General features: G+C 38.5%; 27 protein-coding genes. 2 read left to right on the top strand and 25 right to left on the bottom strand.

What is annotated here, in order from left to right:
- Window positions 1-325: 325 nt before the first annotated feature.
- Window positions 326-1,480 carry a cell division protein ZapE gene (gene zapE / locus ACK1JC_RS09130; RefSeq protein WP_409511558.1) on the bottom strand — a complete coding sequence of 385 codons (1,155 nt, stop codon included), beginning with the start codon at window positions 1,478-1,480 and terminating at the stop codon, window positions 326-328.
- A gap of 79 nt (window positions 1,481-1,559) precedes the next feature.
- On the bottom strand, window positions 1,560-2,600 hold the full coding sequence (locus ACK1JC_RS09135; protein WP_409511559.1) for a helix-turn-helix domain-containing protein: 1,041 nt from the start codon (window positions 2,598-2,600) through the stop codon (window positions 1,560-1,562).
- Window positions 2,601-2,828: 228 nt separating this feature from the next.
- Between ACK1JC_RS09135 and ACK1JC_RS09140 the strand changes: the two genes are divergently transcribed.
- A complete protein-coding gene (locus ACK1JC_RS09140) occupies window positions 2,829-4,352 on the top strand; it encodes a flavin-containing monooxygenase (protein WP_409511560.1) in 1,524 nt (507 codons plus the stop codon).
- Between the two features lie 42 nt (window positions 4,353-4,394).
- Entirely contained in the window at window positions 4,395-5,303 is a 909-nt protein-coding gene (locus tag ACK1JC_RS09145) for a lysine exporter LysO family protein (RefSeq protein ID WP_409511561.1), read from the top strand.
- Between the two features lie 685 nt (window positions 5,304-5,988).
- Here the strand turns inward: ACK1JC_RS09145 and pyrF are convergent.
- From pyrF to ACK1JC_RS09260, 23 genes are all read right to left on the bottom strand, one after another.
- Entirely contained in the window at window positions 5,989-6,669 is a 681-nt protein-coding gene (pyrF, locus tag ACK1JC_RS09150) for an orotidine-5'-phosphate decarboxylase (protein ID WP_409511562.1), read from the bottom strand.
- Window positions 6,670-6,849: 180 nt separating this feature from the next.
- Window positions 6,850-7,215: a lipopolysaccharide assembly protein LapA domain-containing protein gene (locus tag ACK1JC_RS09155; RefSeq protein WP_409511563.1), complete on the bottom strand. Its 366-nt coding sequence runs from the start codon at window positions 7,213-7,215 to the stop codon at window positions 6,850-6,852.
- A gap of 18 nt (window positions 7,216-7,233) precedes the next feature.
- Window positions 7,234-7,539 (bottom strand): integration host factor subunit beta, encoded by a 306-nt coding sequence (locus tag ACK1JC_RS09160; protein ID WP_409511564.1) that lies wholly within the window; start codon window positions 7,537-7,539, stop codon window positions 7,234-7,236.
- A gap of 159 nt (window positions 7,540-7,698) precedes the next feature.
- A complete protein-coding gene (gene rpsA / locus ACK1JC_RS09165) occupies window positions 7,699-9,381 on the bottom strand; it encodes a 30S ribosomal protein S1 (protein ID WP_409511565.1) in 1,683 nt (560 codons plus the stop codon).
- A gap of 121 nt (window positions 9,382-9,502) precedes the next feature.
- Window positions 9,503-10,192, bottom strand: coding sequence for a (d)CMP kinase (cmk, locus tag ACK1JC_RS09170; protein WP_409511566.1), 690 nt, complete (start codon window positions 10,190-10,192; stop codon window positions 9,503-9,505).
- A gap of 12 nt (window positions 10,193-10,204) precedes the next feature.
- Complete coding sequence (locus ACK1JC_RS09175; RefSeq protein WP_409511567.1) at window positions 10,205-10,636, bottom strand: SRPBCC family protein; 432 nt, start codon at window positions 10,634-10,636, stop codon at window positions 10,205-10,207.
- A gap of 69 nt (window positions 10,637-10,705) precedes the next feature.
- On the bottom strand, window positions 10,706-11,257 hold the full coding sequence (gene tadA / locus ACK1JC_RS09180; protein WP_409511568.1) for a tRNA adenosine(34) deaminase TadA: 552 nt from the start codon (window positions 11,255-11,257) through the stop codon (window positions 10,706-10,708).
- A 61-nt stretch (window positions 11,258-11,318) separates the two neighbouring features.
- Window positions 11,319-12,440, bottom strand: coding sequence for an enoyl-CoA hydratase/isomerase family protein (locus tag ACK1JC_RS09185; protein ID WP_409511569.1), 1,122 nt, complete (start codon window positions 12,438-12,440; stop codon window positions 11,319-11,321).
- The gene (gene ung / locus ACK1JC_RS09190) at window positions 12,437-13,150 is read right to left on the bottom strand and encodes a uracil-DNA glycosylase (protein ID WP_409511570.1); all 714 of its coding nucleotides are present in this window, start codon (window positions 13,148-13,150) and stop codon (window positions 12,437-12,439) included. Before ung ends, ACK1JC_RS09185 begins: the two co-directional genes overlap by 4 nt.
- A gap of 137 nt (window positions 13,151-13,287) precedes the next feature.
- A complete protein-coding gene (locus ACK1JC_RS09195; RefSeq protein ID WP_409511571.1) occupies window positions 13,288-13,884 on the bottom strand; it encodes a 6-pyruvoyl trahydropterin synthase family protein in 597 nt (198 codons plus the stop codon).
- Between the two features lie 187 nt (window positions 13,885-14,071).
- Window positions 14,072-15,070: a type II secretion system minor pseudopilin GspK gene (gene gspK, locus ACK1JC_RS09200; protein WP_409511572.1), complete on the bottom strand. Its 999-nt coding sequence runs from the start codon at window positions 15,068-15,070 to the stop codon at window positions 14,072-14,074.
- Window positions 15,071-15,811 (bottom strand): type II secretion system minor pseudopilin GspJ, encoded by a 741-nt coding sequence (gene gspJ / locus ACK1JC_RS09205; RefSeq protein WP_409511573.1) that lies wholly within the window; start codon window positions 15,809-15,811, stop codon window positions 15,071-15,073.
- A complete protein-coding gene (gene gspI / locus ACK1JC_RS09210; RefSeq protein WP_409511574.1) occupies window positions 15,808-16,197 on the bottom strand; it encodes a type II secretion system minor pseudopilin GspI in 390 nt (129 codons plus the stop codon). Before gspI ends, gspJ begins: the two co-directional genes overlap by 4 nt.
- Before the next feature lie 21 nt (window positions 16,198-16,218).
- Window positions 16,219-16,794, bottom strand: a complete 576-nt coding sequence (locus tag ACK1JC_RS09215) for a prepilin-type N-terminal cleavage/methylation domain-containing protein (protein ID WP_409511575.1) — start codon at window positions 16,792-16,794, stop codon at window positions 16,219-16,221.
- Between the two features lie 7 nt (window positions 16,795-16,801).
- Entirely contained in the window at window positions 16,802-17,422 is a 621-nt protein-coding gene (locus ACK1JC_RS09220) for a TetR/AcrR family transcriptional regulator (RefSeq protein WP_409511576.1), read from the bottom strand.
- Window positions 17,423-17,493: 71 nt separating this feature from the next.
- A complete protein-coding gene (locus ACK1JC_RS09225; RefSeq protein WP_409511577.1) occupies window positions 17,494-18,267 on the bottom strand; it encodes a TatD family hydrolase in 774 nt (257 codons plus the stop codon).
- Between the two features lie 30 nt (window positions 18,268-18,297).
- Window positions 18,298-18,642, bottom strand: a complete 345-nt coding sequence (locus tag ACK1JC_RS09230; RefSeq protein ID WP_409511578.1) for a PilZ domain-containing protein — start codon at window positions 18,640-18,642, stop codon at window positions 18,298-18,300.
- A 32-nt stretch (window positions 18,643-18,674) separates the two neighbouring features.
- Entirely contained in the window at window positions 18,675-19,655 is a 981-nt protein-coding gene (locus ACK1JC_RS09235; RefSeq protein WP_409511579.1) for a DNA polymerase III subunit delta', read from the bottom strand.
- A gap of 14 nt (window positions 19,656-19,669) precedes the next feature.
- Window positions 19,670-20,431 (bottom strand): 3-deoxy-manno-octulosonate cytidylyltransferase, encoded by a 762-nt coding sequence (gene kdsB / locus ACK1JC_RS09240; RefSeq protein WP_409511580.1) that lies wholly within the window; start codon window positions 20,429-20,431, stop codon window positions 19,670-19,672.
- Window positions 20,432-20,442: 11 nt separating this feature from the next.
- The gene (gene lpxK / locus ACK1JC_RS09245; protein WP_409511581.1) at window positions 20,443-21,459 is read right to left on the bottom strand and encodes a tetraacyldisaccharide 4'-kinase; all 1,017 of its coding nucleotides are present in this window, start codon (window positions 21,457-21,459) and stop codon (window positions 20,443-20,445) included.
- Between the two features lie 6 nt (window positions 21,460-21,465).
- On the bottom strand, window positions 21,466-23,190 hold the full coding sequence (gene msbA, locus ACK1JC_RS09250) for a lipid A export permease/ATP-binding protein MsbA (protein WP_409511582.1): 1,725 nt from the start codon (window positions 23,188-23,190) through the stop codon (window positions 21,466-21,468).
- Window positions 23,191-23,193: 3 nt separating this feature from the next.
- On the bottom strand, window positions 23,194-23,619 hold the full coding sequence (locus ACK1JC_RS09255) for an ExbD/TolR family protein (protein WP_409511583.1): 426 nt from the start codon (window positions 23,617-23,619) through the stop codon (window positions 23,194-23,196).
- Between the two features lie 14 nt (window positions 23,620-23,633).
- Complete coding sequence (locus tag ACK1JC_RS09260; protein ID WP_409511584.1) at window positions 23,634-24,272, bottom strand: MotA/TolQ/ExbB proton channel family protein; 639 nt, start codon at window positions 24,270-24,272, stop codon at window positions 23,634-23,636.
- Window positions 24,273-24,298: the final 26 nt, after the last annotated feature.

The following is a 24,298-nucleotide window of genomic DNA, read 5'->3' on the forward strand; positions in this document are numbered from 1 at the left end:
AGCTGAATAGTACTATAACTTTCCTAAATAGTGATCATTTTAAATAAAGTAAATGTACTCATATATTTAAAAAATGACACTCAGAAAAGCAACATTATCACCAAGCTAAATACTCTTTTACAGTGTATAAAGTTTTTAAAATGTCCATATTAGACTTAAGTGCTGAAATGAATAATTTTCACGCTTTTTTCATTTCATTTTCCACTCAACGCTCAAAGATTAAGCCATGAATGCAACAAAAAGTCGACCTATCTACTGAATTATTCTATTAAATTTTACAATCAAAAAAGCACTCCGAAGAGTGCTATCGTTTTACATCTAAATATTATGATTCAACTTGAAGTTCGCTGTTATCGTTAATCAAACGATGTGCTTCTTGCAAGTATTCATCTGACTGCATTTCCAAAAGTCGAGAACGAGTTCGTTCAATCTCAAAAGCAAGTCGCTCACCTTCATAAATATTAATAATCGAATCTTCCGAAGTAAGTAATAATTTAACACCTCGGTCATAAAACTCATCTACCATATAAATAAAACGGCGTGTCCCTTCTGATAGTAAGTCCGTGAGATGTGGAACATTACTCACCAAAATCGTATTATAAATATTTGCAATTTCAATAAAATCGGATGGGCTACGCGGCTTCATACATAACTCACGGAAATCACACCATAGAATATCTTCTGTATGTCCTAATGTTTCAACCACACGATTATTAATCATAATTGGTTCTTCAGAAACTTTTTGTGATGCAGTTAATGCTGAAAAACGTTGTGCCATCCACACTTTATTATCATCACTAAGTGGAGTCTTAAACAATTGTGCCTGTTTTAACACACGTAAGCGATAATCAACACCTGCATCTACATTTAAAACAACGCAGTTTTTCTTCACCAATTCAATGGTTGGAATAAAGCGATCACGATGGATTCCATCTCGATACAAACCATCTGGTGCAATATTTGATGTCGCAATGAGCGTGATGCCACGATCAAATAATTTCTGGAATAAATCGCTTAAAATCATTGCATCTGTGACGTTTGAAACAAAAAATTCATCGAAACAAATGACAACGGCTTCTTTATAAATCTGATCCGCAACCAAATCTAATGGATTTCGCTGACCTGAAAGCTTATTTAACTCACGATGAACATACTGCATAAAGTGATGAAAATGCATCCTTGTTTTACGGCGAAATGGAACAGAATCATAAAATTGATCCATTAACCATGTTTTACCACGCCCAACACCACCCCACATATACACACCACGTGGTGCAGTTTGACGGCGAAAACGGCGAAAGGCTTTTTTAGAAGCTTTATAGCGGTTAAGGAGTTCCTGCCAAACTCTCTCCAACTCATGCACTGCCTGTGCCTGTGCATCATCAGGCATAAACTGCCCCGAAGACAATGCCTGAGCATAACGCTCACCAGGTGATAATGGAGTAAATGAGGTGCTGTGTGTCGTGTTCTGATCTAACATATGGCTTAGGTACTTTTTCTGGTCCAAGTGGAGTATATCGGATATTGAACAGCTATAAATAAAACTTTAGACGATCATTTTATTTTTTCAGCTTAGGCTGTTTTGCATACTGCCGTGGGCTGTGTCCAAACCATCGTTTAAATGCATGATTGAATGCAGCAGGTTCAGAATAACCCAATAAGTCTGCAATTGCTTCAATCGAATATTCGTTGTATTCCATCAACTTCAGTGCTTTATGTTTAATCAATTGCTCACGAATTTCTTTATAACTTGTGCCCAATTGTTGCAACTGATAACGCAATGTTCGTTCTGCAAGATCCAAAGCATGTGCCGTTTCTGCCATACTTGGAATTACACCTTGCTGTAATTCTAAATAATCCATTACATGCTGAATTAGTGAATGCGGATGTGACACATCATTGTTTAAACGCTCCAATTCAGCAATACATTTATCTTCATACACTCGAAATGTCATCAAATCTGCCGATGGAATTCGCACATTCAATACATCTTGATTCAGCTGAAAAACTGCGTAGTCAGCTGAAAAATGCAAATCATGCCCATAGTAGGCATAATATTCCTCAAGTGTAGTCGTATCTTTTGGTGCAGAAAATGGTAATTCCACACGAATTTCAGGTGCAGATAAACCCATCATCCGATAAATATCGAGAATAAATTTATATGTTCCCGATATTTCACATTGTGCCCGAAGCAATCCCATATCCGTTTCAAGATCAACAGGTACATAAGTCAAAGCAACCCGCCCACCCTGTGTTTGATTTTTTTCAAGCAAAGCCAATTGACCAAACAAATGTGTCAAACCTTGAAAACGAATACCACTTTTCAAGGCATCTTGAATCGTACCGCAAGTCACCAACAACATGAGTAAAGGACCGTAACCGGCCAGTGCGTAATGCTGTCCAATGAATAATCCAATCTCTGGACGTACATCATGCCCAATTGCTTTAAGAATATCCCACTCTAGGTCGGCATGAATAATCGTACCCATATCAATCGCATCGGCTTGAATACCAATATTTGCTAAACGTGCATCGACATCAATGCCTGCATTACGCATACCTTGAATCAAATACATCAAACCGAGAATGGATCGTTTCATTAAATTTCAAGCAACTCTTGAATCTACGCTGAACTGTATTCCAATTAATGACATTCTATTAGACATAGAATTCATCAAAATAAATTGTTAGCTCATATTTTTACCCGAAAGTAGCCTCATTGCAAATTGCCGAATATATCAATTTTTACGTCTTTACAATCATATTCATTTTTGACCAACCACATTATGCTACGCAATAAGTACAATAAATGTTCAGGATGAAAATTAATGTCGCGCCAAACTCAAAACAAAGATCTATCACAAAAAATACGTGTCGCCATTATTGGTGCAGGTTTTGGTGGCATAGCCATGGCAATTCGCTTACTCCAAGCAGGAATTCAAGATTTTATTATTCTCGAAAAAGCCAATGATGTCGGTGGTACATGGCGTGAAAATCAATATCCAGGTGCAGCATGCGATGTGCAATCACATATGTACTCCCTCTCATTTGCAGCAAAAACCAATTGGTCTAAACGCTATGCTGAGGCTCCTGAAATTTTTGACTACATCCAAGATTTAATTGAACAATTTAATCTTAAAAAATATATTCAATTCAATCAAGAAGTCATCTCAACCACCTATAGTGAAACGAATTTTAACTGGGCTATTCAACTTAAAGATGGCTCAAGCATTGAATCACAATTTGTTATTTTTGCATCAGGCCCACTGCATGTTCCACAAATACCAAATATTAAAGGCATCGAAAAATTTAAAGGTGAAGTCTTCCATTCTTCACATTGGAACCATACATATAACTTAAATGATAAAAATGTTGCCTCAATTGGTACTGGTGGTAGTGCGATCCAGTACATTCCTGAAATTGCACCTAAAGTTAAAAATTTGTATGTCTTACAAAGAACTGCTGCTTGGGTCATTCCAAGAGATGAACGCACATATAACGATTTAAATAAAAAACTTTTCGAAAAATTTGAATGGTTCCGCAAACTACATCGTGCACGTTTATATTGGTCAAATGAATCTCGTGTTGTTCCAATTGTTCAACCACAAATGATGAAATACGGTCAAAAACTTGCCGAAATATTTATTAAATATCAGGTTAAAAATAAAAAAATTGCCAAAAAACTCACCCCTGATTACATTATGGGCTGTAAACGTATTTTGATTTCGAATAAATATTTTCCAACATTCAACCGTACCAATGTTGAGCTAGTCACAGAGCAAATTCAGGAAATTACTGAAAATAGCATCATATTCAAAGATGGACAAAAACGTGAAATTGACTGTCTTATTTACGGTACAGGCTTTATTACAGACCCTCGTATCTATTTAAAATCATTTGAATGTTATGGTGAAAATGGTCTTGAACTTAAAGAAGCATGGAAAGATGGTGCAGAAAGTTATTATGGTATCACCACTAAAAATTTTCCAAACTTATTTCAGCTATTGGGACCAAATACTGTACTTGGACATAATTCAGTGATTTTCATGATTGAATCACAAGTGAATTATATTTTACAATTGATTCAAATGGTTGAAAGAACACATATTCAAGCAGTTACGATTAAACCTGAGGTTCAAGATCAATTTAATACATCTATACAACAACAACTCCAAGGTACGGTATGGCAATCAGGCTGTGTCAGTTGGTATCAACAAGATGGCGGTAAAAACTTTTCACTTTGGCCAACCTATACATGGAAATTTTGGCTTAAAACACGTAAAGCCAACCTGAATGATTATCAGCTTTTAGGCAATCAAAAACAGCCCGTAAAAGGCTCACAAGCAGCTTAAATAATGACTATAATAGGCAAATAATTTTATTTGCCTATTTTCATGCAATCACTTTGGCTTATTTTCCAACTTCTTTTTTGTTTATTTCTTGGATTTATTTTTGCACGCCGTGTACCTCAATGGCTCGAAAAAATTGCGTTTAAAATCCTACCTTATTTTACCTATATTTTACTCATTGCAATCGCAATAGAGTTTTCGCAAACAATGCATAGTATTGCGAGCCCTGCACAAATTTTAGGTAATGCTATCAGTATTGCACTTGCAACATCAATTGGTGCTTTTTTATGTTGCTATATTTTATTTAAAGCTATTGGCTATAAGCCAACGCAAGGTAAAGTTTCTGCCGAATTACTAGTCGGCTCGTTACTTAATATTAGCTATGCATTCATTGCCCTTGCCATTGGTTATGGAATAGCAGAGCTTGCCAATCATCATCAATATGCACTACATGTCAGTACATGGAATTTATTGTTAATTTACATGATCTTAATTGGTCTTGATTTAGCCTATTCTCCACTTGATCGCTCATGGCTCAATTGGAAAATTATGCTCGTGCCTGTGGGCTGTATTATTGGTTCAATTCTAGGTGCTATTGCTGTTTCATTCATGACCAAAGACATTAGCCTCAAAGATTTAATTATGCTTTCTCAAGGTTATGGTTTTTATTCTATGACTGGCATTGTAGTGACAGAGCTCAAAAATTCTCAACTTGGTAGTATTGCCTTAATCAATGATTTATTTAGAGAAATTTTTGCCATTTTATTTATGTATATAATTGGTTGGCGCTATCCTCGTTCTGCTATTTCATCTGCAGGTGCAACTGCAATGGATGTCACATTACCCATGGTCAAACAAGCTTGTGGGAATGATTTTATTCCTCATGCCATGGTCAGTGGATTTATACTTTCGGTACTTGCTCCAATTGCAGTCAGTGTATTGGCGGCTCTTTAAAAATTTTAAATGTCAAAAGTTATATTTTTTTAGTGACCATACATTCAGCCTAATGCAGAATTTTTATTCCCACGACTGGTCGTGTTACGGTGTTTCTGGTAAAGCTCATATACCATACGTTCAGGTTCATTCAGTCTGGGAATCGTGTTTATAAACTCATTTCTCATAAATAGATTGCACCTAAAGACATTTTATCCTCCTAAAATTTAATATTTACTGAAACGACAAATACCAACTTATAAATTTATGTTTGACTTTGCTTTAAAATTTTTTAATTTTATGAAACTTTCAATTTAAACACTTTTTACCACGTAATCACATATAAAGAAAAGTAGCTTTAAATCATTCATACATTGAAATACTACCCTCAAATTGACTAAAAGTTAATTTCAATTCCACTCAGCAAATCACCCAAAAAATCTAAAATTGAACTACCTAGATCTATAGTATCTGAAATACCTATTTGGATAATGACTTCGAAAGCAATATCGGAAGCTATACCATGTTGATTCTGTTAGCTCTCTTAATTTTCTTACGCTTCTAATTGCCCTAGACTTGCATTCAAATCAAGACGATCTAGTCGCATAGTCATACCTTTTCAGTGGAATGTAAAACGCATCCATAAGGTATAAAAAAACCTTTCGATTGAAAGGTTTTTTACGTAGATTCTACACAATTGCTTAAATTATAGCGTTGCAAGAATATCTTTTAATGTTTGTGCAGGATTAGCCGACTGTGTAATTGGACGACCAATAACTAAATGAGTTGAACCATCGAGCATAGCTTGCTTTGGTGTCACAATACGTTTTTGATCATCCGCACTTGAACCCGCTGGACGAATACCTGGTGTCACTAAAGCAAAATCTTGTCCTAGAGTTTCACGCAACATTTTCGCTTCTTGCGCTGAACACACTACACCATCTAAACCACTGTCTTGAGTCAGTTTTGCAAGACGCTGAACCTGTTCAAAAGGCTCTATATCTAAACCAATATCGCGTAAATCTTCACGACCCATTGAAGTTAAAACAGTTACTGCAATCAATTGAGTTGCATAGTTTCCTGCTTTTAAACGCTCTACACATGTTTCCATCATCTTGCGACCACCAGAAGCATGAACATTAACCATCCATACCCCCATATCTGCCGATGCACATACTGCTTGAGCAGTTGTATTTGGAATATCATGGAATTTAAGATCTAGAAAAACCTCAAAACCTCGATCATGCAGTGCCTTAACGACAGATGAACCTTCGTGCGTAAAAAGTTCTTTACCCACTTTTAAACGACATAAGGATGGATCAAGTTGTTCAGCAATTGCTAAGGCGTCATATTGGCTTTTTGCATCAAGAGCAACAATAACACTCATGTTTCTTAATTCCATCACTTAAAAATTACCGCATTATAAATGCGTATGACAAGCACTGCAAAACATGGATGAATCTTTTCAGCTTTTCCGATTATTTACACAGCATATTTCCACTCATTTAATATGCACAAAAAAGACCTTACCTATAAGGTAAAGTCTCTTTTGAAATAGCAAGGCGTATTATAGAGGATTTGAACTCTTACTTTCAGGGTTTACATCCAATACGGTCTTTTCATGGCGTACATTTGCAGCAGCTTCAGCAGCAGCCTGTTGTGCACTTTGAATCTGCTCTTTACGTAAATGCTCAATATCTTTGCGCAAACGCTTAATTTCCCAACTGTTTTGAAAAACACGGAAAACCTGAACACCCAACAACAGACCAAGAACAATGCCAATCACTAAGGTAAATAATAACAATAAACCTAAGCGCATAGCAGGAACTTGTGTAAACCACAAATCTACAGCTAGTTCAGTACCATTAAGTAAAACCAAAGCTAAAGCATAGCCAAAAATTGCTATCAGCAGTAACACCAAGACATAGCGCATAGACACCCCATTCGAATTTTATTTATCGGCAGATTCGTTTACTGCATCACGTAGTGCTTTACCAGGCTTAAAATGTGGAACTGCTTTTGCAGCAACTTCAACAGATTTACCTGTTTTAGGATTACGACCAACACGTGGGTCACGGTGGTGTAATGCAAAGCTACCAAATCCGCGAATCTCAATACGATCATCGCCAGATAATGATGCAATCATTTGATCGATCATAATTTTAACAGCTTCTTCAACTAAAGGCTCTGCTAAATGTGGGTTTTTCAACGCAATGCGTTCTATTAAGTCAGACTTATTAAGTGCTTCATTTGTCATAGGTAACCTCATAAATTTTAATGCTATTTATCAACCTACAAATAATATCCTTTTTAAATACAAAAAGGTAGCGCAGTCATCGAATACTACGCTACCTTTTACAGTATTTGTATAAAAAGTATTAATTAATTACATTAAATAATACTTCTTTACAACACCTTAGTTACCCATTTGCGCTTTGATCAAGTCACCAATAGTTTTTGGACCATTGTCTTGACCATTTGCAGCAACTGGAGCTTTCAAGTTAGCAACTGCTTCTTTTTCTTCAGCTTCGTCTTTCGCTTTGATAGACAAGTTGATAGAACGAGATTTACGATCAACGTTGATGATTTTCGCTTCAACTTCTTGACCAACTTCTAAGAATTTAGTTGCATCTTCAACGCGATCGCGATTGATTTCAGATGCTTTCAAAGAAGCTTCAACTTCGTCAGCCAACTTAATAGTTGCGCCTTTAGCGTCAACTGCAGTTACTGTACCTTTAACCAACGCACCACGTTCGTTAGTTGCAAGGAAGTCATTGAACGGATCGTTGTTCATTTGCTTGATACCAAGGCTGATACGGTTGCCTTCAGCATCTACTGAAAGGATAACCGCTTCAACTGTGTCACCTTTCTTGTAACGACGGATAGCTTCTTCGCCTTGTTCGTTCCAAGAAATATCAGACAAGTGAACTAGACCATCAATACCGCCTGGTAAACCGATAAAGATACCGAAGTCAGTGATAGATTTGATCGTACCAGAAACTTTTTCGCCTTTATCGTGGTCTTTAGAGAACTCTTCCCATGGGTTAGCACGAGTTTGTTTAATACCAAGAGAAATACGACGACGCTCTTCATCAACTTCAAGAACCATAACATCAACTTCATCACCAATCTGAACAACTTTAGATGGGTGGATGTTTTTGTTAGTGTGATCCATTTCTGAAACGTGTACTAAGCCTTCAACGCCTTCAGCGATTTCAGCAAAACAACCGTAATCAGTTAAGTTCGTTACACGAGCTTTAACGATAGAACCTTTAGGATAACGGTTCATGATCGCTAACCATGGATCTTCGCCAAGTTGTTTAAGACCTAGTGAAACACGGTTACGTTCTTTGTCAAATTTAAGTACTTTAACAGTAACTTCTTGACCAACTTCAACAACTTCTGAAGGGTGCTTGATGCGTTTCCAAGCCATATCAGTAATGTGAAGAAGACCATCAATACCGCCAAGATCAACGAATGCGCCGTAGTCAGTAAGGTTTTTAATTGTACCAGTAACAGTTTGACCTTCTTCCAATTGAGAAAGAAGAGCTTCACGGTCAGCTGATGATTCAGCTTCCATAACTGCACGACGAGATACAACAACATTGTTACGTTTAGCATCAAGTTTGATAACTTTAAATTCTAACTCTTTACCTTCAAGGTGAGTTGTATCACGGATCGGACGAGTGTCTACAAGTGAACCAGGAAGGAACGCACGTACTGGACCGATGTCAACAGTGAAACCGCCTTTAACCTTACCAGAAATAATACCAGTAACGATTTCGCCGTCTTCAAAGATTTTTTCAAGCTTAGTCCAAGTTTCAGCACGTTTCGCTTTTTCACGAGAAAGAACTGTTTGACCCATACCGTTGTCAAGCGCTTCAACAACTACATCAACTGTGTCGCCAACCTGAACTTCAAGCTCACGCTGTTCATTTAAGAATTCAGCACGTGAAACAACGCCTTCAGATTTAAGGCCAGTGTCAACAGTAACCCAATCAGAGTCGATGCTAACAACGATACCTTGGATAACGGCACCCTTTTCAACGTTGAGGTTTAATTCGCTTTCTTCAAAGAGGGCTGCAAAAGATTCGGTCATGATATACCTAGTAAGTCTTCAGTCTTGGATCAGACAAGGCTGGTTTAGTTAAGCGTCCACATAGTCCCTATAAGAACTGATCAAGCTATGCATCTGCTGATTTTAAAAATTGAAAAACAGTTTATTTAGAAAATTTTGAATCGGCATACTCAGTCATCATTTTAAAGACTTCTTCAATGCCAATTTCGGAACTGTCAATGATGTATGCATCTGACGCAGGTTTCAATGGAGCGACTGTGCGTTCCATATCCCGCTTATCCCGAGTTTGTATATTTTCTAAAATATCGTTTATTTTAACATTCAGCCCCATGCCCTGCAACTGTTTTACTCGTCGCGCTGCACGAGACTCCGCAGAAGCAGTCAAATAAATCTTCACTTGTGCATGTGGAAAAATCGCTGTAGCCATATCACGACCATCTGCAACTAAACCTGGCGCTTGTGCAAAAGCCAATTGGCGTTCAACTAGAGCCGCTCTAAGTTCAGGAATAGCAGCGACTTTTGATGCATACTCACCAACTTGTTCAGTGCGAATGATTTGACTTACATCTTGACCATCTAGTAATGTTACGATACCTGATTCTGTTGTTTCAAAGATGATGTCAAGTTTTGTTGCAATTGTAACGCATTGTTTGAGTACATCTGCATCATCTAGCGATTCAAGTAAACCTTGTTGGTGTAATGACAATCCAAGTAGACGATATAAAGCACCCGAATCCAATAAATGAAACTGATAATGCGCTGCCAATCGTGCCGCCAATGTTCCCTTTCCTGAACCACTTGGACCATCGATGGTAATAATTTGAATTGTCATTGAATTTCCTGTTTATACAGACTTTGCAAGTTTTCTAAAACCTAGTGTAATCGCTACTTTTAACTGTGCAAGTATTAATTTGCTGACAAATGGCGCACGTGCTTGCAATTCAATCGTATAATCAACACGGGTTTTATGATCACCTAATGGCGTAAATTCAATAATCCCAATATGATGTTTAATTAGTGGATTTTTAATTATTTTATATTCAATGCGATTGTTCACATCAACAAAGGTAATTTGCTCTTGAATCGGTTTGATCGGTCCTAAACCCATACGACGAATTGAACCTAAACCATCAGGACGTTCAGGATCAGTTGAATCCTTCACACGCACCACTTGAATTGGTGCAAATGCCACATTATAAGTTGCATGTTTAGATAGTAAATCGAAAACCTGTTCTACAGGCGCATTAAACTCTTGTTTTACTTGAATCGAATTCATTGTTATTTCCATTGTTGTGTAAGTTTAGAACACTATGACAACACTCATTGTCAATTTCAATATAATAAATTATTCAGTAGCGTCATTTAATGACTTTTTTAGCTGTATGGCTTGTTTTTTTTGTTCACGGCGCATTTTAAAGAAATTTGAAAGTTGTTCGGAACACTGGTCCTGCATACAACCACCTTCAAATTCAAATACATGATTGTAATAGCCTGAATTAAGCAATTGACGTGCGCTGACCAATGAACCTGCTTTCGGTTCAGTTGCAGAAAAAACAACACGTTGAATGCGAGAGTGAATAAGCGCACCGACACACATGGTACACGGTTCAAGAGTTACGTAGAGTGTAGCATCATTAGGTAAACGGTAGTTTTTAATGCTTTGACATGCTTGGCGAATTGCCAAAATTTCCGCATGTGCTGTAGCATCATGAGTCGAAATGGAGCTATTAAACCCCTGTCCAATGATCTGTCCTTGACTAACAATCACTGCACCAACAGGAATTTCTCCCGATTCAGCAGCCTCAGCAGCTTGCACATAAGCAAGCTGCATCCACTGTAAATCTATTTTTTGCTGATCACTTAATGCTTCATTGAGTGAGTCATGCAATTTAGACATAAAACTTTCCATAACATATATAATAAATTTGACTACTTATGAGTAATCAAATTTATAATCATCAAATAATTTCGTACTGCTTTAACAGTGCATTCCAACTTTCAATATTGGTCACAGGTGGGTTTTTACTCAGAATCCCTTTTAAGGTCATTGACTCTGCCTCCTCCCATTCAGGTGAAAGGTCTTTATCAACAAGACGTGCGCGCACACCTTCAACAAAATCAGGATGTCGAATTTTCCAATCTGAAATTTGTACCTCAAGATCAAAAACTTCATTCCAAGCATGTACTTGGCGACCCCACTGCCACAACAACCAAGTAATGGCGGCGGTACTTGGCGATCCTTTTTGTAAGTTTTCACTCGCTTGACGCAACCAATCACTACGCGCATCACTTAAACCAATAATCGCAGCATAATCACTTTCAAAGTTCACACCACGACATACGCTATGAATCACGTCCAATGAGTTTTGTAGTGGTCCTGGTGAAACAGGACGATGCATACCATTTAACGTGTCATCTAGCGCACGGAAATCACCCGCAGGGTAATGCCCCCAATCAATATCAATTAATTTTTGTAATACAATATCACGCTGTGCATCACAAATATGCGTCGCCCAACCAATGCCATAACCGCCAGCAGCAGTCATAATTGAACCTGTCAAACCCGTAAATAAGCCAATCGGACCACGATCTGCAAGAAAACGTGTTGCACCAACATCAGGATATAAACCAATATTCACTTCAGGCATTGCCAGACGGGAGTAAGGTGTCACTAAGCGGAATGGTGCAGCCATAAATAGACCTAAACCACCACCCATGACATAACCTTCACCCCAGACTACAATTGGCTTCGCATAGTTATGTAACAATAAATCAAGTGCATATTCAGTTTTAAAAAATTGATTTGCAACATCAACTTCATTATTAATCACAAGTTGACGTAATTTACGTACATCCCCCCCCGCACAAAATGCCTTCGGTGTCGTCGAATCTAACCAGATCGCTTTAACTGTCGGATCGACATGATAGTCCTCAAACAGTTTAAGCAATGCTGCAACAATGGATTCATCCAAAGCATGCAACGATTTTGGGCGGTTCAGGCGAACAATGCGCCATCCATTTTTAGATTCCTCAATAATCAAATCGGGATGATAAGCGTTCATTTCGGGAGTGTTAGTCATGCGTCCAGCTGCCAGTCAATTGGCTCAATGCCATGTTGTTTCAGATAATTATTTGATTTTGAGAATGGTTTACAACCAAAAAAACCACCACGGTTTGCAGCCAAAGGAGATGGATGCGCTGCTTTTAACACTAAGTGTTTATTTTGATTGATGCGTTGTCCTTTACGCTGAGCATATGCGCCCCATAAAATAAAGACTATATTCTCTCTTTGCTCATTTAGTACATCAATTACAGTATCGGTAAAATCTTCCCAACCTTGTTTTTGATGTGATGTTGGCTGCCCTGCTTCAACGGTTAATACACTATTTAGCAATAAAACACCCTGTTGTGCCCACTTGCTCAAATCACCATTTTTATATACAGGAATACCCAAATCGGTATGTAATTCGTGAAAGATATTACGTAAAGATGGTGGTAAAGCAAGTCCTTTTTGTACAGAAAAACTTAAACCTTGCGCCTGATTCGGACCATGATACGGATCTTGTCCCAAAATCACCACTTTTACTTGCTCTAAAGGTGTAGTATTAAATGCATTAAAAATCAATGCATTTGGTGGGTAAATCGTTTTCTCTGCAGTTTTCTCCGCAAGCAGAAATTCACGCAACTGATCCATTTTCGGACTCAACAAAAACTCTGTTAGACTGATTTTCCAACTTTCATTCAATCGAATCTGTCTTAATTTGTTCAGCTCCTGCTCGGTGTGCAGCATTAATCTTTCATCCTAAATCTATCGCTCGACAACGCAATGTGTCTACTCTATACCACTATTACTTTTACAATATTTGTGAATTATCTTCACAATCGACAGTTTGACTAAAGCTCAAGCCCTTCTCAATCAAACCATTTTTAAATTTTTACTTGCAAATCTACTTCAGGGTTTTGAAATTGAATCCCTTGTTGTAATTTTCCATACATTTCAGGATCAGCCCATTCGTTCTGTACCTGTTCTGAAAATACAATTTGATCCAATGTCAAAATACCCATTTGCTCATTTTCAATATCTTCTTGAAAACTTTGTGCATAGCCTGTATCCGTTTCATGCACAATGACCGAATACACCTCAACATCGCCTTCACCATTTTGGGTAATGGTCGATTTCATCACTTCTTGTGCAAGAAAGAAGAAAATCCGTGAAAACTGTTCTGCCGATGGTGATACAGGCAAAGCCACCCAACGCGCACTGAATGTTTTACATGCCTGAATATATTCAGGATCATCATTTTGCCAAAAACAAATGGCATGATCAAAACTGTCAAAAATATCCTTAATAACACCTTTCAACAAACCAAAATCGTACACCATCTGACCATGATCGAGCTTCGAAGCTTTTAGCAACAATTCAACCTTATAGCTATGCCCATGAATCGAGCGCTTACAGCGGTCAGAAGTACAATTACGAACAATGTGTGCATTTTCAAACTTAAATAACTTTCGAATTAACATATGCCAGTACATTCAACAAAACGTTAAGAAATTTAATTATAAAGCAAAATGCTGAGCCTGAGCATTAATTTTACCGTTCAGCACTATAGGTCAAATACATCATGAAGATATACATACCATATTCCAACCTTTGAGAGAAAAACCTACAGATTCATAAGAAAGTAAAATCGTTTGTGAATGGGTTAGTTTAAGGCTGAAAAATAAAAGGTGCCATACTTCGTGCATAAATAGTCACCTGTTTATCTTTACGAAAAACATGGCTACTGAGCTGTCGTTTTCGATTACTCAATATCACCTCAACTTGAATTTTAAAATAATCCGATTTTACATCGAGCATTTTATTGGCAAGATTTTTACCTTCATCACTCATGCTATCAAAAGGCTGTACAGCAAGTAACTCACCGACATTGGCAAAGTGTTCCATCTTTTTTTGTTTTTCTTGCAATACCGTTGCAACTGTATTGACGTCCAATTTTTCATCTAAACTTGCAAGCAATAATGATGGTGCAGTATTAATATTAATTTTAACTGTTGTTGCAGGCAATGCCGAAAGATAAGGTGCAATCAAATCATAATTTCCACCTTCAAATCCACGAACTTGCTTCAGATCTTCAATTGCATTAAAGGGTGCGTTAGCAGAGGTATAACCCGGTGATAACCCTTGATAATAATTACTTTCTGCCCCCATCGAACCAACAGTCAAATCATCACTATCTATCCAATCTATTGTCGATTGACTCAATTCTACTGGTAGACCAACACGGCGTAACAATTGTTCAAATAGTTTTTTTGCATCATCATTTACCGTTGTACCATCAGCCCCTACAAGGTCATTGAGATTAAATTTTCCAGATTCATCTTCAATCCGACCCGATACCATACCATCATCAACAGGAAATGGCGGCATCGGTTGTGCCCATGTTTCTTGTAGATAGTCCGCACCACCACTGCTATCACTGTCTTGTACTAATAATTCAGATGCAAAGGCTTCGGCACTTTTGGCATACAGTAATGCCTGATTTTGTCGAATCAAATAAGCGGTATTTTCAGCCGTATGCTTTTGACGTTTAGCGATGGTTGCCGCCAAAATCGTTGCAATTGCCACCATAACTAAAATGGTAATCAGCGCAACACCACGTTGTGAATGACTTAAAGTATATATTGGAGGAGTGCGTTTTAAGTTCATTTACTCACTCTCATTCTGCATATTATTTTGCTGCACGTTTCCTTGTTGGGAATTATTCCCATTTTGACTATTTGACTGATTGCCTGAGCCTCCTCCATTCTGATTATTTTGGGCTTGCTGAAGAATGAAGTCAGTATTAAGTAAACTAAATAACCATTCATATTCAATCTCACGAATGGTAAAACGTACCCGAACTCCCCGAGGAAGTAATCGTTGATATTGTAAATTTTCGGCATCAATTGCTGTTGCAGGCCATTGATTAATTTCCGTCGGATTCATAGCCATGACTTCAAACTGATCAACATCACTCAGCAATACTGCTGATAGTGGCTGTTCAGCTCGAAGCATATTCAAGTTATTATATTTTAAACGATATATTTTTTTATCTTGTGCATTGTATTGGTATTCAATACGTTCAAAAGCAGATCGACCTTGTTTTAATGGATCAGTAACACCTGCTTTACTAAAAGTGAATTGTTGATTAGACAAACTAAGCGCAGGTTGTACATCGCCTGCAATATTTGCCGTCACAGGCATAAGTTGCAAAGTATCGCGTTGCATTTGCTGATAGGCTTGCTGTAATTGACCAACATTAGCTTCATGCACAGCATTACGATCTTTAACTTGAATCAAATAATCAAAAACTTTCCACCCCAATGCAGAAAGCACCGCAAAAATAGCAATGGCAACCAACAATTCAACAAGGGTAAAGCCCTTTCGTGACGTAGCGTAAATTTTCACGATTGTTTTTCTTTTGCAGGGTGGTTAAAAAAAATCAATGTTGTGACACCTGTTTCAACTTTACCCTGATCGGTATTAAAAAGGCTGACTTGTAATTCGATACGCTGAACATCAGGACTAATGGTCGATTCAGCCTTTTTGTCGACTTGCCATGTTTCACCCTGCGCTGTGATTTGCTTGGATGCGGTTCCCTGCAACCATTCTCTATTAATTTCCATGAGAGCAATTTCATTTTGTGCAACGAATTGCGCTTTGGTACGTAAAATAGCATTTGATGTGGCTTGAGTATATTGCATTGCCACCTTGGTTAGCGCCATAGCCGCTATTGCAAAAATTGCGAGTGCAACCACAACTTCAATCAGGGTAAAGCCTGTCTTTTTTTTCATGGCATCGACTCAATTGAGTTGTTATTGTTGCTCATCACTGACTTGCCCCAAATAATCGAGACGAATCAACTCACCGACAGGTTTTTGATCATAATACATTTGTATGGCAACAGGTTTGGTTTCACCATTGCCAAGCCAAATTAAATCGGGCGCATTGCGTCCAATTAAATCGGTATTCGTAGCATTATTAAATTGATGCTCTTGCGCCGTAATGTTAAATGACACACGACTAGGTAAAGTTCGCACTGAAAAATCCTGTACTTCAGTCCATTTTTTTTCATTTGCCATACGTTTGTTTGGATTCGCCAAATCAACAGTCTTGTCGTGATATTCTACCAATGCGTATTTAAAATCGGAAACATCGCTAGCAGGACTGATTTTTAAAGCATAAATGCGTCCTTGATCACTCGATTCACGCTGAATCTGTTTTAAATCAAGCATCAACACTTCTCTAGCTTGCATGGCTTTACGCTGATCGACACCTTCAACATTAAACACGACCAATGAAGCAACCACTGCAATGATCACAATCACCACCATCAACTCAATGAGGGTAAAACCTGACTGCAACTGAGATAATGATGTCTTTTGTTTCATGATGACCTTACATTGTTTGTACTGAAGCCATTCGCACTTGATGTTTTGGCAAGGACAAGGCCTGATCAATCAGTGCAACCCGAAGAGTATCTCGACAGCCCAAATAACGTTGATAGAAACTTGAGTTTAAAATCGATGCACCACCTTGCGTAATTGACCAAATAGATGCCAAATAATCGCGCACCATCATATTGCTGTGAATTGACTCTAAATAACTTTCTGTCATACGAATAATTAAGCGTAAGCGCTGTTTACGAACTTGATAAAGCTCTGTAAACAAATGATAAATACCTACACCTGTAGTAGATAGCCGTTCTTCAATTTGATGGAATAAAACCGCACGTTCGGGGTGATGTAGATGGTGCAGCATAAAAAATGCCAAATGCTCAGGAAATGCCTTCTCTGTATCTTTAATCATTTCCAATAACATGCGCTCGTTACGCACAATGAGCAACATATATAGCTCATCTTTACTTTGAAAATGTTTATAGAGCGTCCCTTTAGCAAGATCAAGCTCAGCTGCGAGTGCATCCAAAGTCATTCCTGCTTCACCATTTTCCAAAAGCAACTGCTCAGCGACTTGAAAAATTAATGCTTCTCTTGCTCTAAACTGAGCCTGACGATCCATCTTCACCCTGTACTCTCTTCTTTCGCTGTTATTGGTTTACTCTGTTACTTGCTCTCATCACTGAGCAATCCTTATTTGCCTCGCAAAAGATTTTCAAAATTTTGTGTTGTAATCATGGCAATCTCTTCGAGTGGTTTATCATATACATCACTCAAGGCTTTGGCTACATAGGGCACGTATTTTGGTTCATTAGACTTTCCTCTATACGGCATAGGCGCAAGATAAGGACTGTCTGTTTCAATCAATAAGCGATCAAGTGGTACTTGTTTTGCCACATCACGCAAATCCTGTGCATTTTTAAAAGAAACAATACCTGAGAAAGAAATATAGTAACCACAATCTAAAACAGCCTTTGCCGTTTCCAAATCCTCAGTAAAGCAATGCAAAATACCGTGTGTTGATTTTTCTGCACGAATAATATCAATGGTGTCATGCTTGGCAGCACGGGTATGCACTACCACAGGCTTTCCCACTTGCTGTGATGCATGAATATGTCGAGCAAAACAACGCTTTTGTTCATCGACAAATTCGGTACTATGAAAATAATCTAGACCTGTTTCACCCAAAGCCCAAACATTGTCCGGTTGTGCCAACTCAACCAAGCATTCAACAGTGGCTTGTTGCATTACTGCTTCATCTTCGCAAGGATGTACACCCACGCTATAGCCAACATCGGCATGGCGGGCAGCAATTTCAGACAACGCAATATGATCAGCTAAATCAACCGATATCCCCATAAAACGAATTACACCCGCTTCACGTGCCTGTTGCAATGCTACATCCAAATCTCCGCCATAGGGTGCAAGATCAAGCATAGTTAAATGACAATGTGTATCTACAAACACGGCGTTACCTGTGATTTCAATTTGAATAGCTTACATTGTAAAGCTAGGACGGTCTAAAGACATACTCCCTGCGAGTAATTTTTCAGCTTCCATTTTGTAATAAACGCCTTTTTCACCAGTTAATTGAATTGCAAAACCCTGTGGTTTCAATCCTGTTTGCTTTTGTGAAATCCACACCACTTTACCCGTTAACGGTGTTTTTTGTGATTGGTCAGGCAGACCCGCAAGTACAAAAACCTCATCACCCATTTTAACTTGTTGTTTTGATGGTACAAATAATCCACCACCTTTAATATATGGCATATAACTTGCCTGCAAGGTTGCACGGTCATTAATATTGACCTGAATTAAACCGCCCATACGTGGTGGCTGCATTGTCTTCCCCTTATCATTTTACAATTTTGTCGTTAAGCGACATTCATTAGTTTTATAAAAATTTGATCCAACACCAAATTGGTCTGGACATTTTGATCGACCATTTTTTTAAAGTCATGTAAGTCTTGATACAGTGCAAATAAAGCTTCAAGCGAATATTGCTCTGCCAAAGCATCTAACTTTAAATCGGAATTTTTCACATCTTGATTCAGCTTGACACAAATTAAATCAGACAACAAGTATTCAAAAAGTTGAACAAAATCTGGAAATATCAGTGCCTTCTGCCATTTACTCGCATAAAGTAGTGGCATATTTTTATCCATCACTAATTTTTGCCAATCTTGCATAAATACTTGTCGCTGATCAATCCATGTAGATTGTGCCAATTGTATGGCTTGTAGTGGCATTTGCCCTGATAAATTCATCAACAATTGTGTTTTAACTTGATCAATTTCAGGCAAATGGGTATGTAAAAATTGTTCTGCAATAGTAGTTTCAATACGGTCTAAAGCAAAATGCTGTAAACGACTACGAATAGTTGCAGGCAGTTTTTGTGGATGCTGTGCCAATAAAATAATGATCACACGCTCACCGGGTTCTTCAAGCGTTTTCAGCAAAGCATTCGCTGATGCAATATTTAACGCTTCGGCAGGCTCAATCACCACCACCCGCCAACCTTCTACTGTTTGTTGAACAAAAGGCAATAAATCACGAATTTTTTCAATCTTAATTCGTGCATTACTTTTTTTATTATCTTCATCTGTACTGATGTATACATAATTTGGATGTGTGCCTGATTTCAACCACAAACAACTACTACATTCACCACATGCCCCTTGAGGCTGGCGTTTTTGGCACAAAATCCACGCCAAAAAATGTTGTGCAAACGCATGCTTACCACAGCCTTTTTTGCCATAAAATAATAAGGCGTGACCAATTTGTGGAAAACGCCCCGTCAGCGTACTCCACATCTGTTGTTGCCACGGATAAACCTGAGAGGTTGATGCATCCATAAATCCTGCTCTACTTATTCAAAGGTCGAAACAGGCAAAGTATTTAAACGATCTAAATCGACTTGTGTATCTACACCTGGTGGTAAATTCACTTGTGCAACAGCAATGGCAATACGGTGCCCATTTTCAAGAACTCGTAACTGCTCTAAACTCTCAAGCTGCTCAAGCACCCCCATATCCCACTGCACATATTCTTGTAGCAACTGCACACGATAGGCATATAATCCCAAATGACGATAAGCTTGTGAGTGTAATTTCGGCTCAGTCACTTTCGCGCCATCACGATCATAGGGAATCGGTGAACGACTAAAATACAACGCTTGATTAAGCTTAGACATCACTACTTTGACAATACTATCACGCTGAAATTCTTCGAGAGAATGAATCGGTTCGCATAAAGTTGACATAGAACAATCTGTACGCTGAATCAATAAATCAGCGACTTGGCGTACCAATAGTGCAGGAACTAATGGCTCATCTCCTTGAACATTGACAATAATGTCATCACTTGCCCAACCTTTTATACGTGCAACTTCACTCAAACGATCTGTACCCGATGGATGATTTGGATTAGTCATCACAACATCGACACCTTCAGCAAGACAAACATCTGCAATACGAGGATCATCGGTTGCCACACACAAATCATCAAAACCTTGAACCTTTTTGGCTTGATCAACCACACGTAAAATCATGGGACGACCATGAATTTGCAATAAAGGCTTACCAGGCAGTCGAGAACTTGCGAAACGCGCAGGAATGACGATATGTTTCATTCAATTAACCTTTAAACTTCATCTACAACAATACCCACTTGCATGAGTTGCTGATCGAGTAATGTATAACACTGTTCAGAAAGCACCGCTTCAACTGGAATAACCCATATTTCACGGTGAAAAAGCGGATTTTTTTTCAATAATGGTAAAAGTTTAACAGCATCTTTTTCAGTAGTCACAATCGGATTACTATCTTCAAACTGCAAATCATCAATTTCATAATCATAGTGATCTGCAAATTCATGACACTGAAACTGTTGCACGCCTATCGACTCAAGCGTGTTATAAAACCGTTGTGGAAAACCAATTCCAACCACAGCGTAATAATTTTGTGTTGGATCAAAATCAACTGCTTGATCATACAATGGATTGAGTAAATATGGCTCACCGACATCCAAATGCATATTTAAATCTGAATTAGGCTGTGTTGCATGCTCAATGACTGTCCCTATTTCAAGCCGAGAAATAGGTTCGCGTAAATAGCCTTCGGGTAGGAGTTTTTGATTACCTAAACCACGATTTTGATCAAGTACAATCCACTCAATTTGCCGTGCCAATGCCCAATGCTGTAAACCATCATCACTAATAATGAGGTCAAGCTCATGTTGCTCAAGCAACAATTCAATCGTCTGTTGACGATTTGAGCCGACCGCCATCGGCACACCTGTAGACTGCACGATCAAACACGGTTCATCACCGACAAAATCTGGTGTTGCATCTAAGCCCACCAATGCAGGGAATGGTCCTTGACCACCATAGCCCCGACTAATCACACCCACTCGAATTTCATTTTGCTGTAAATACTTCACCAATTGAATCAGCAATGGTGTTTTCCCACTACCACCAACTGTAATATTACCAATCACCATCACAGGGACAGGCGCTTGGTAAACTTCTTTCAACCCAAGCGTATATAATTTTTTATTAAATGCAAATGCACCACCATACAACCAAGACAGAGGTCGCAATAAAACCAACCACTTCGCCTGACGATTCCAAGCATCCTGAATGGTCTGTGCAATTGACATAACAGATTATTCCTCAAAATTGCGTGCATGCAGTTGATAATAAGCTCCATGCGTGGCCAATAACTCACTATGAGTACCTTGCTCAATGATACGCCCTTTATCCATAACCACAATTACGTCTGCATTTTCAATGGTCGATAATCGGTGTGCAATCACAATCGTCGTACGATGTTGCATCGCCTCATCAAAAGCTTTTTGAATATAATGCTCAGACTCATTATCGAGCGCACTTGTAGCTTCATCCAAAATCAAAATTGGTGCATTCTTCAAAATTGCACGCGCAATTGCAATACGCTGACGTTGTCCACCAGATAAGCTTAAACCTTGTGCACCGACTTCGGTGTCATAACCATTGGGTAAACTCATAATAAAGTCATGTGCATAAGCGGCTTTTGCTGCTGCAATCACTTCTTCATCCGTTGCAGACTCTAACTGACCATAAGCAATATTTTCACGAATGGTTCGATTAAACAGCACGACCTGTTGATTCACCATTGCAATTTGTGTACGTAGACTACTGACTTCAATATCTTGAATGGCAATACCATCAAACAATAGACTACCTGAATTAATCTCTTGAAAACGCATAAGTAAATTAACGAGCGAGCTTTTACCTGCACCCGAACGTCCGACCAAAGCAACCGTCTGCCCTGCTTCAATTTTTAAGGTGAAATCTTGGATGGCATGATAACCATCTGCATACATCATATTGACGTTTTTAAATTCAACATTACCTTTTAATACTGGAGTGAGTGTTCCATTATTTTTTTCTTCTGGTAAATCGAGCAATTCAAAAACTGAATGTGCTGCTGCCATGCCTCGTTGTAATTTTTCATTCACATCTGTCAGGGTTTTAATCGGCTTACTCAGCATACCCGCAGCGGTAATATAGGCAATAAATTGACCTGCTGATGTATCTTGTAAAATTTCAGGACGTAGCGCAATGTACATAATAATACTCAGCGCAATGGACATAATCAGTTGAACAATCGGGCTATTCAATTGTTGTACTATGACCATTTTCAGACCACGTTTTAAATTTTCCAACGAATGTTGTTTAAAACGCTCTTGCTCATAAGGCTGTCCACCAAAGCCTTTAACAACCAACTGTCCACCCACGGCTTCTTGCACCACATGGTTTACATCCCCCATGGTGTCTTGCACTTGCACTGACAGTTTACGCATTCGCTTAGATGCTTTGCGAATAATGATCCCAATCAGTGGGCCAAAAATAAGAATTACGGCTGTTAAACGCCAATTGGTATAAAGCAGATAACCTAACAAGGCAATGGTAATCATCCCCTGTTGCAAAACTGTTTTTAATGACTCTGTTGACGCTGCGGTAAGCTGTTCAACGTTGTACATAATTTTTGCCGTAATATGCCCACTACTATTATCTAGATAATACTGCGCAGGCAAACGCAATAACTTTGCAAATACTTCCTGACGAATATTAAAAATTAAATTGCGTGAAATGACGGCAGTAAAATAACCACCAATAAACAATCCGACACCGCGGAAAAACATCAGTAAAACAACAAGAATTGGAAATAAGGTCGTAAAACTTTGATCTCGAGTTTGAATGGCATTAATGATTTTTTCCAACAATTTAGCGACTGAAACTTCAGTCGCTGCATTGAGAGCAAAACCCACCACAACCAAGACCATAATCCCAACAAAGGGCTTTAAATAACTTAAAAGGCGCAGATAGACCTTAAAATCCTGCTTCACTGATTAATAACCTCGGGAGGGAACTTTGGTGCTGATATTGATATTAACAAAGCCAAGCTGACCCGCAACATCCATCACACGAATGACATCTTGATGGGTTGCTTTAGCGTCTGCGGCAATAATAAACATTAAATCACGTTTATCGTGTGCCGTCTGTTTAATTGCTGCACTTAAATCGGCAACTTCTTTACTCGAAAGAGCTTGACCATTGACTGCATAATGTCCAGATGCATCAACCATCACCTCAATTTTATGCTGAAAGTCCTTCGGTGGAACACCCTGTGCATCGGGTAAAGATAAATTAATTCGACTTTGTTGATTGAATGTTGTCGTAAGCAACAAAATAACCAATATAAATAATAGACAATCGATCATGGGTGTTAGATTGATATGAATATCTTCAACAGTATTCGATCTTTTAAATTTCATCTGCCTATCCCCAATCAGCTCGCTTGTTTTTGTTCAACGTCTTGTGGCTGCTGTTTACGATAGAACAATGCTGCATGAAATAGTGTCGATTGTTGTTCTAGCTCAGATATATATTCTTGTACCAAGCGCTGAAAATAACGGTAGGCAAATAGTGCAGGAATTGCAATCACCATACCCGCAGCAGTGGTAATTAATGCTTTGGAAATACCTGGAATCATCATAGTTGGATTACTATTACTACCAAAGTCCAAAACTAAAAATGATTCAATAATCCCAAGTACAGTCCCCAATAAACCAAGCAATGGCGCAACAGCACTCAGTGTGCCTAAAAAGTTAACATTCTTTTCCAAATATCCAATTTCACGCGATGCAGTCGCTTCCATTTGTGCACGCGCATAGGCTTCACCTTGTGGAAATGCATCTATGCCTTCACGCAAGATATAACCCAAAGTTGAATTTGCCACGACTTTATCTTGCTCAAGCGTATCAAGCACTGAATCGAGTGGACGACCTTTTTGCAATAATAAATTTTTGGGTAATACATTCGCCCGCTTCAAACGAATTAAGCGTTCAAGCGTAATAGCCAAAGTAAAGATCGAACACAACACCAACGGCAGCATTAACCAACCGCCCGCTTTCACCAATTCCCACATAAACCTATTCCCCAAACTTAAGTTTT

The sequence above is a fragment of the Acinetobacter sp. TY2 genome, assembly GCF_046269225.1.
GTDB lineage: Bacteria > Pseudomonadota > Gammaproteobacteria > Pseudomonadales > Moraxellaceae > Acinetobacter.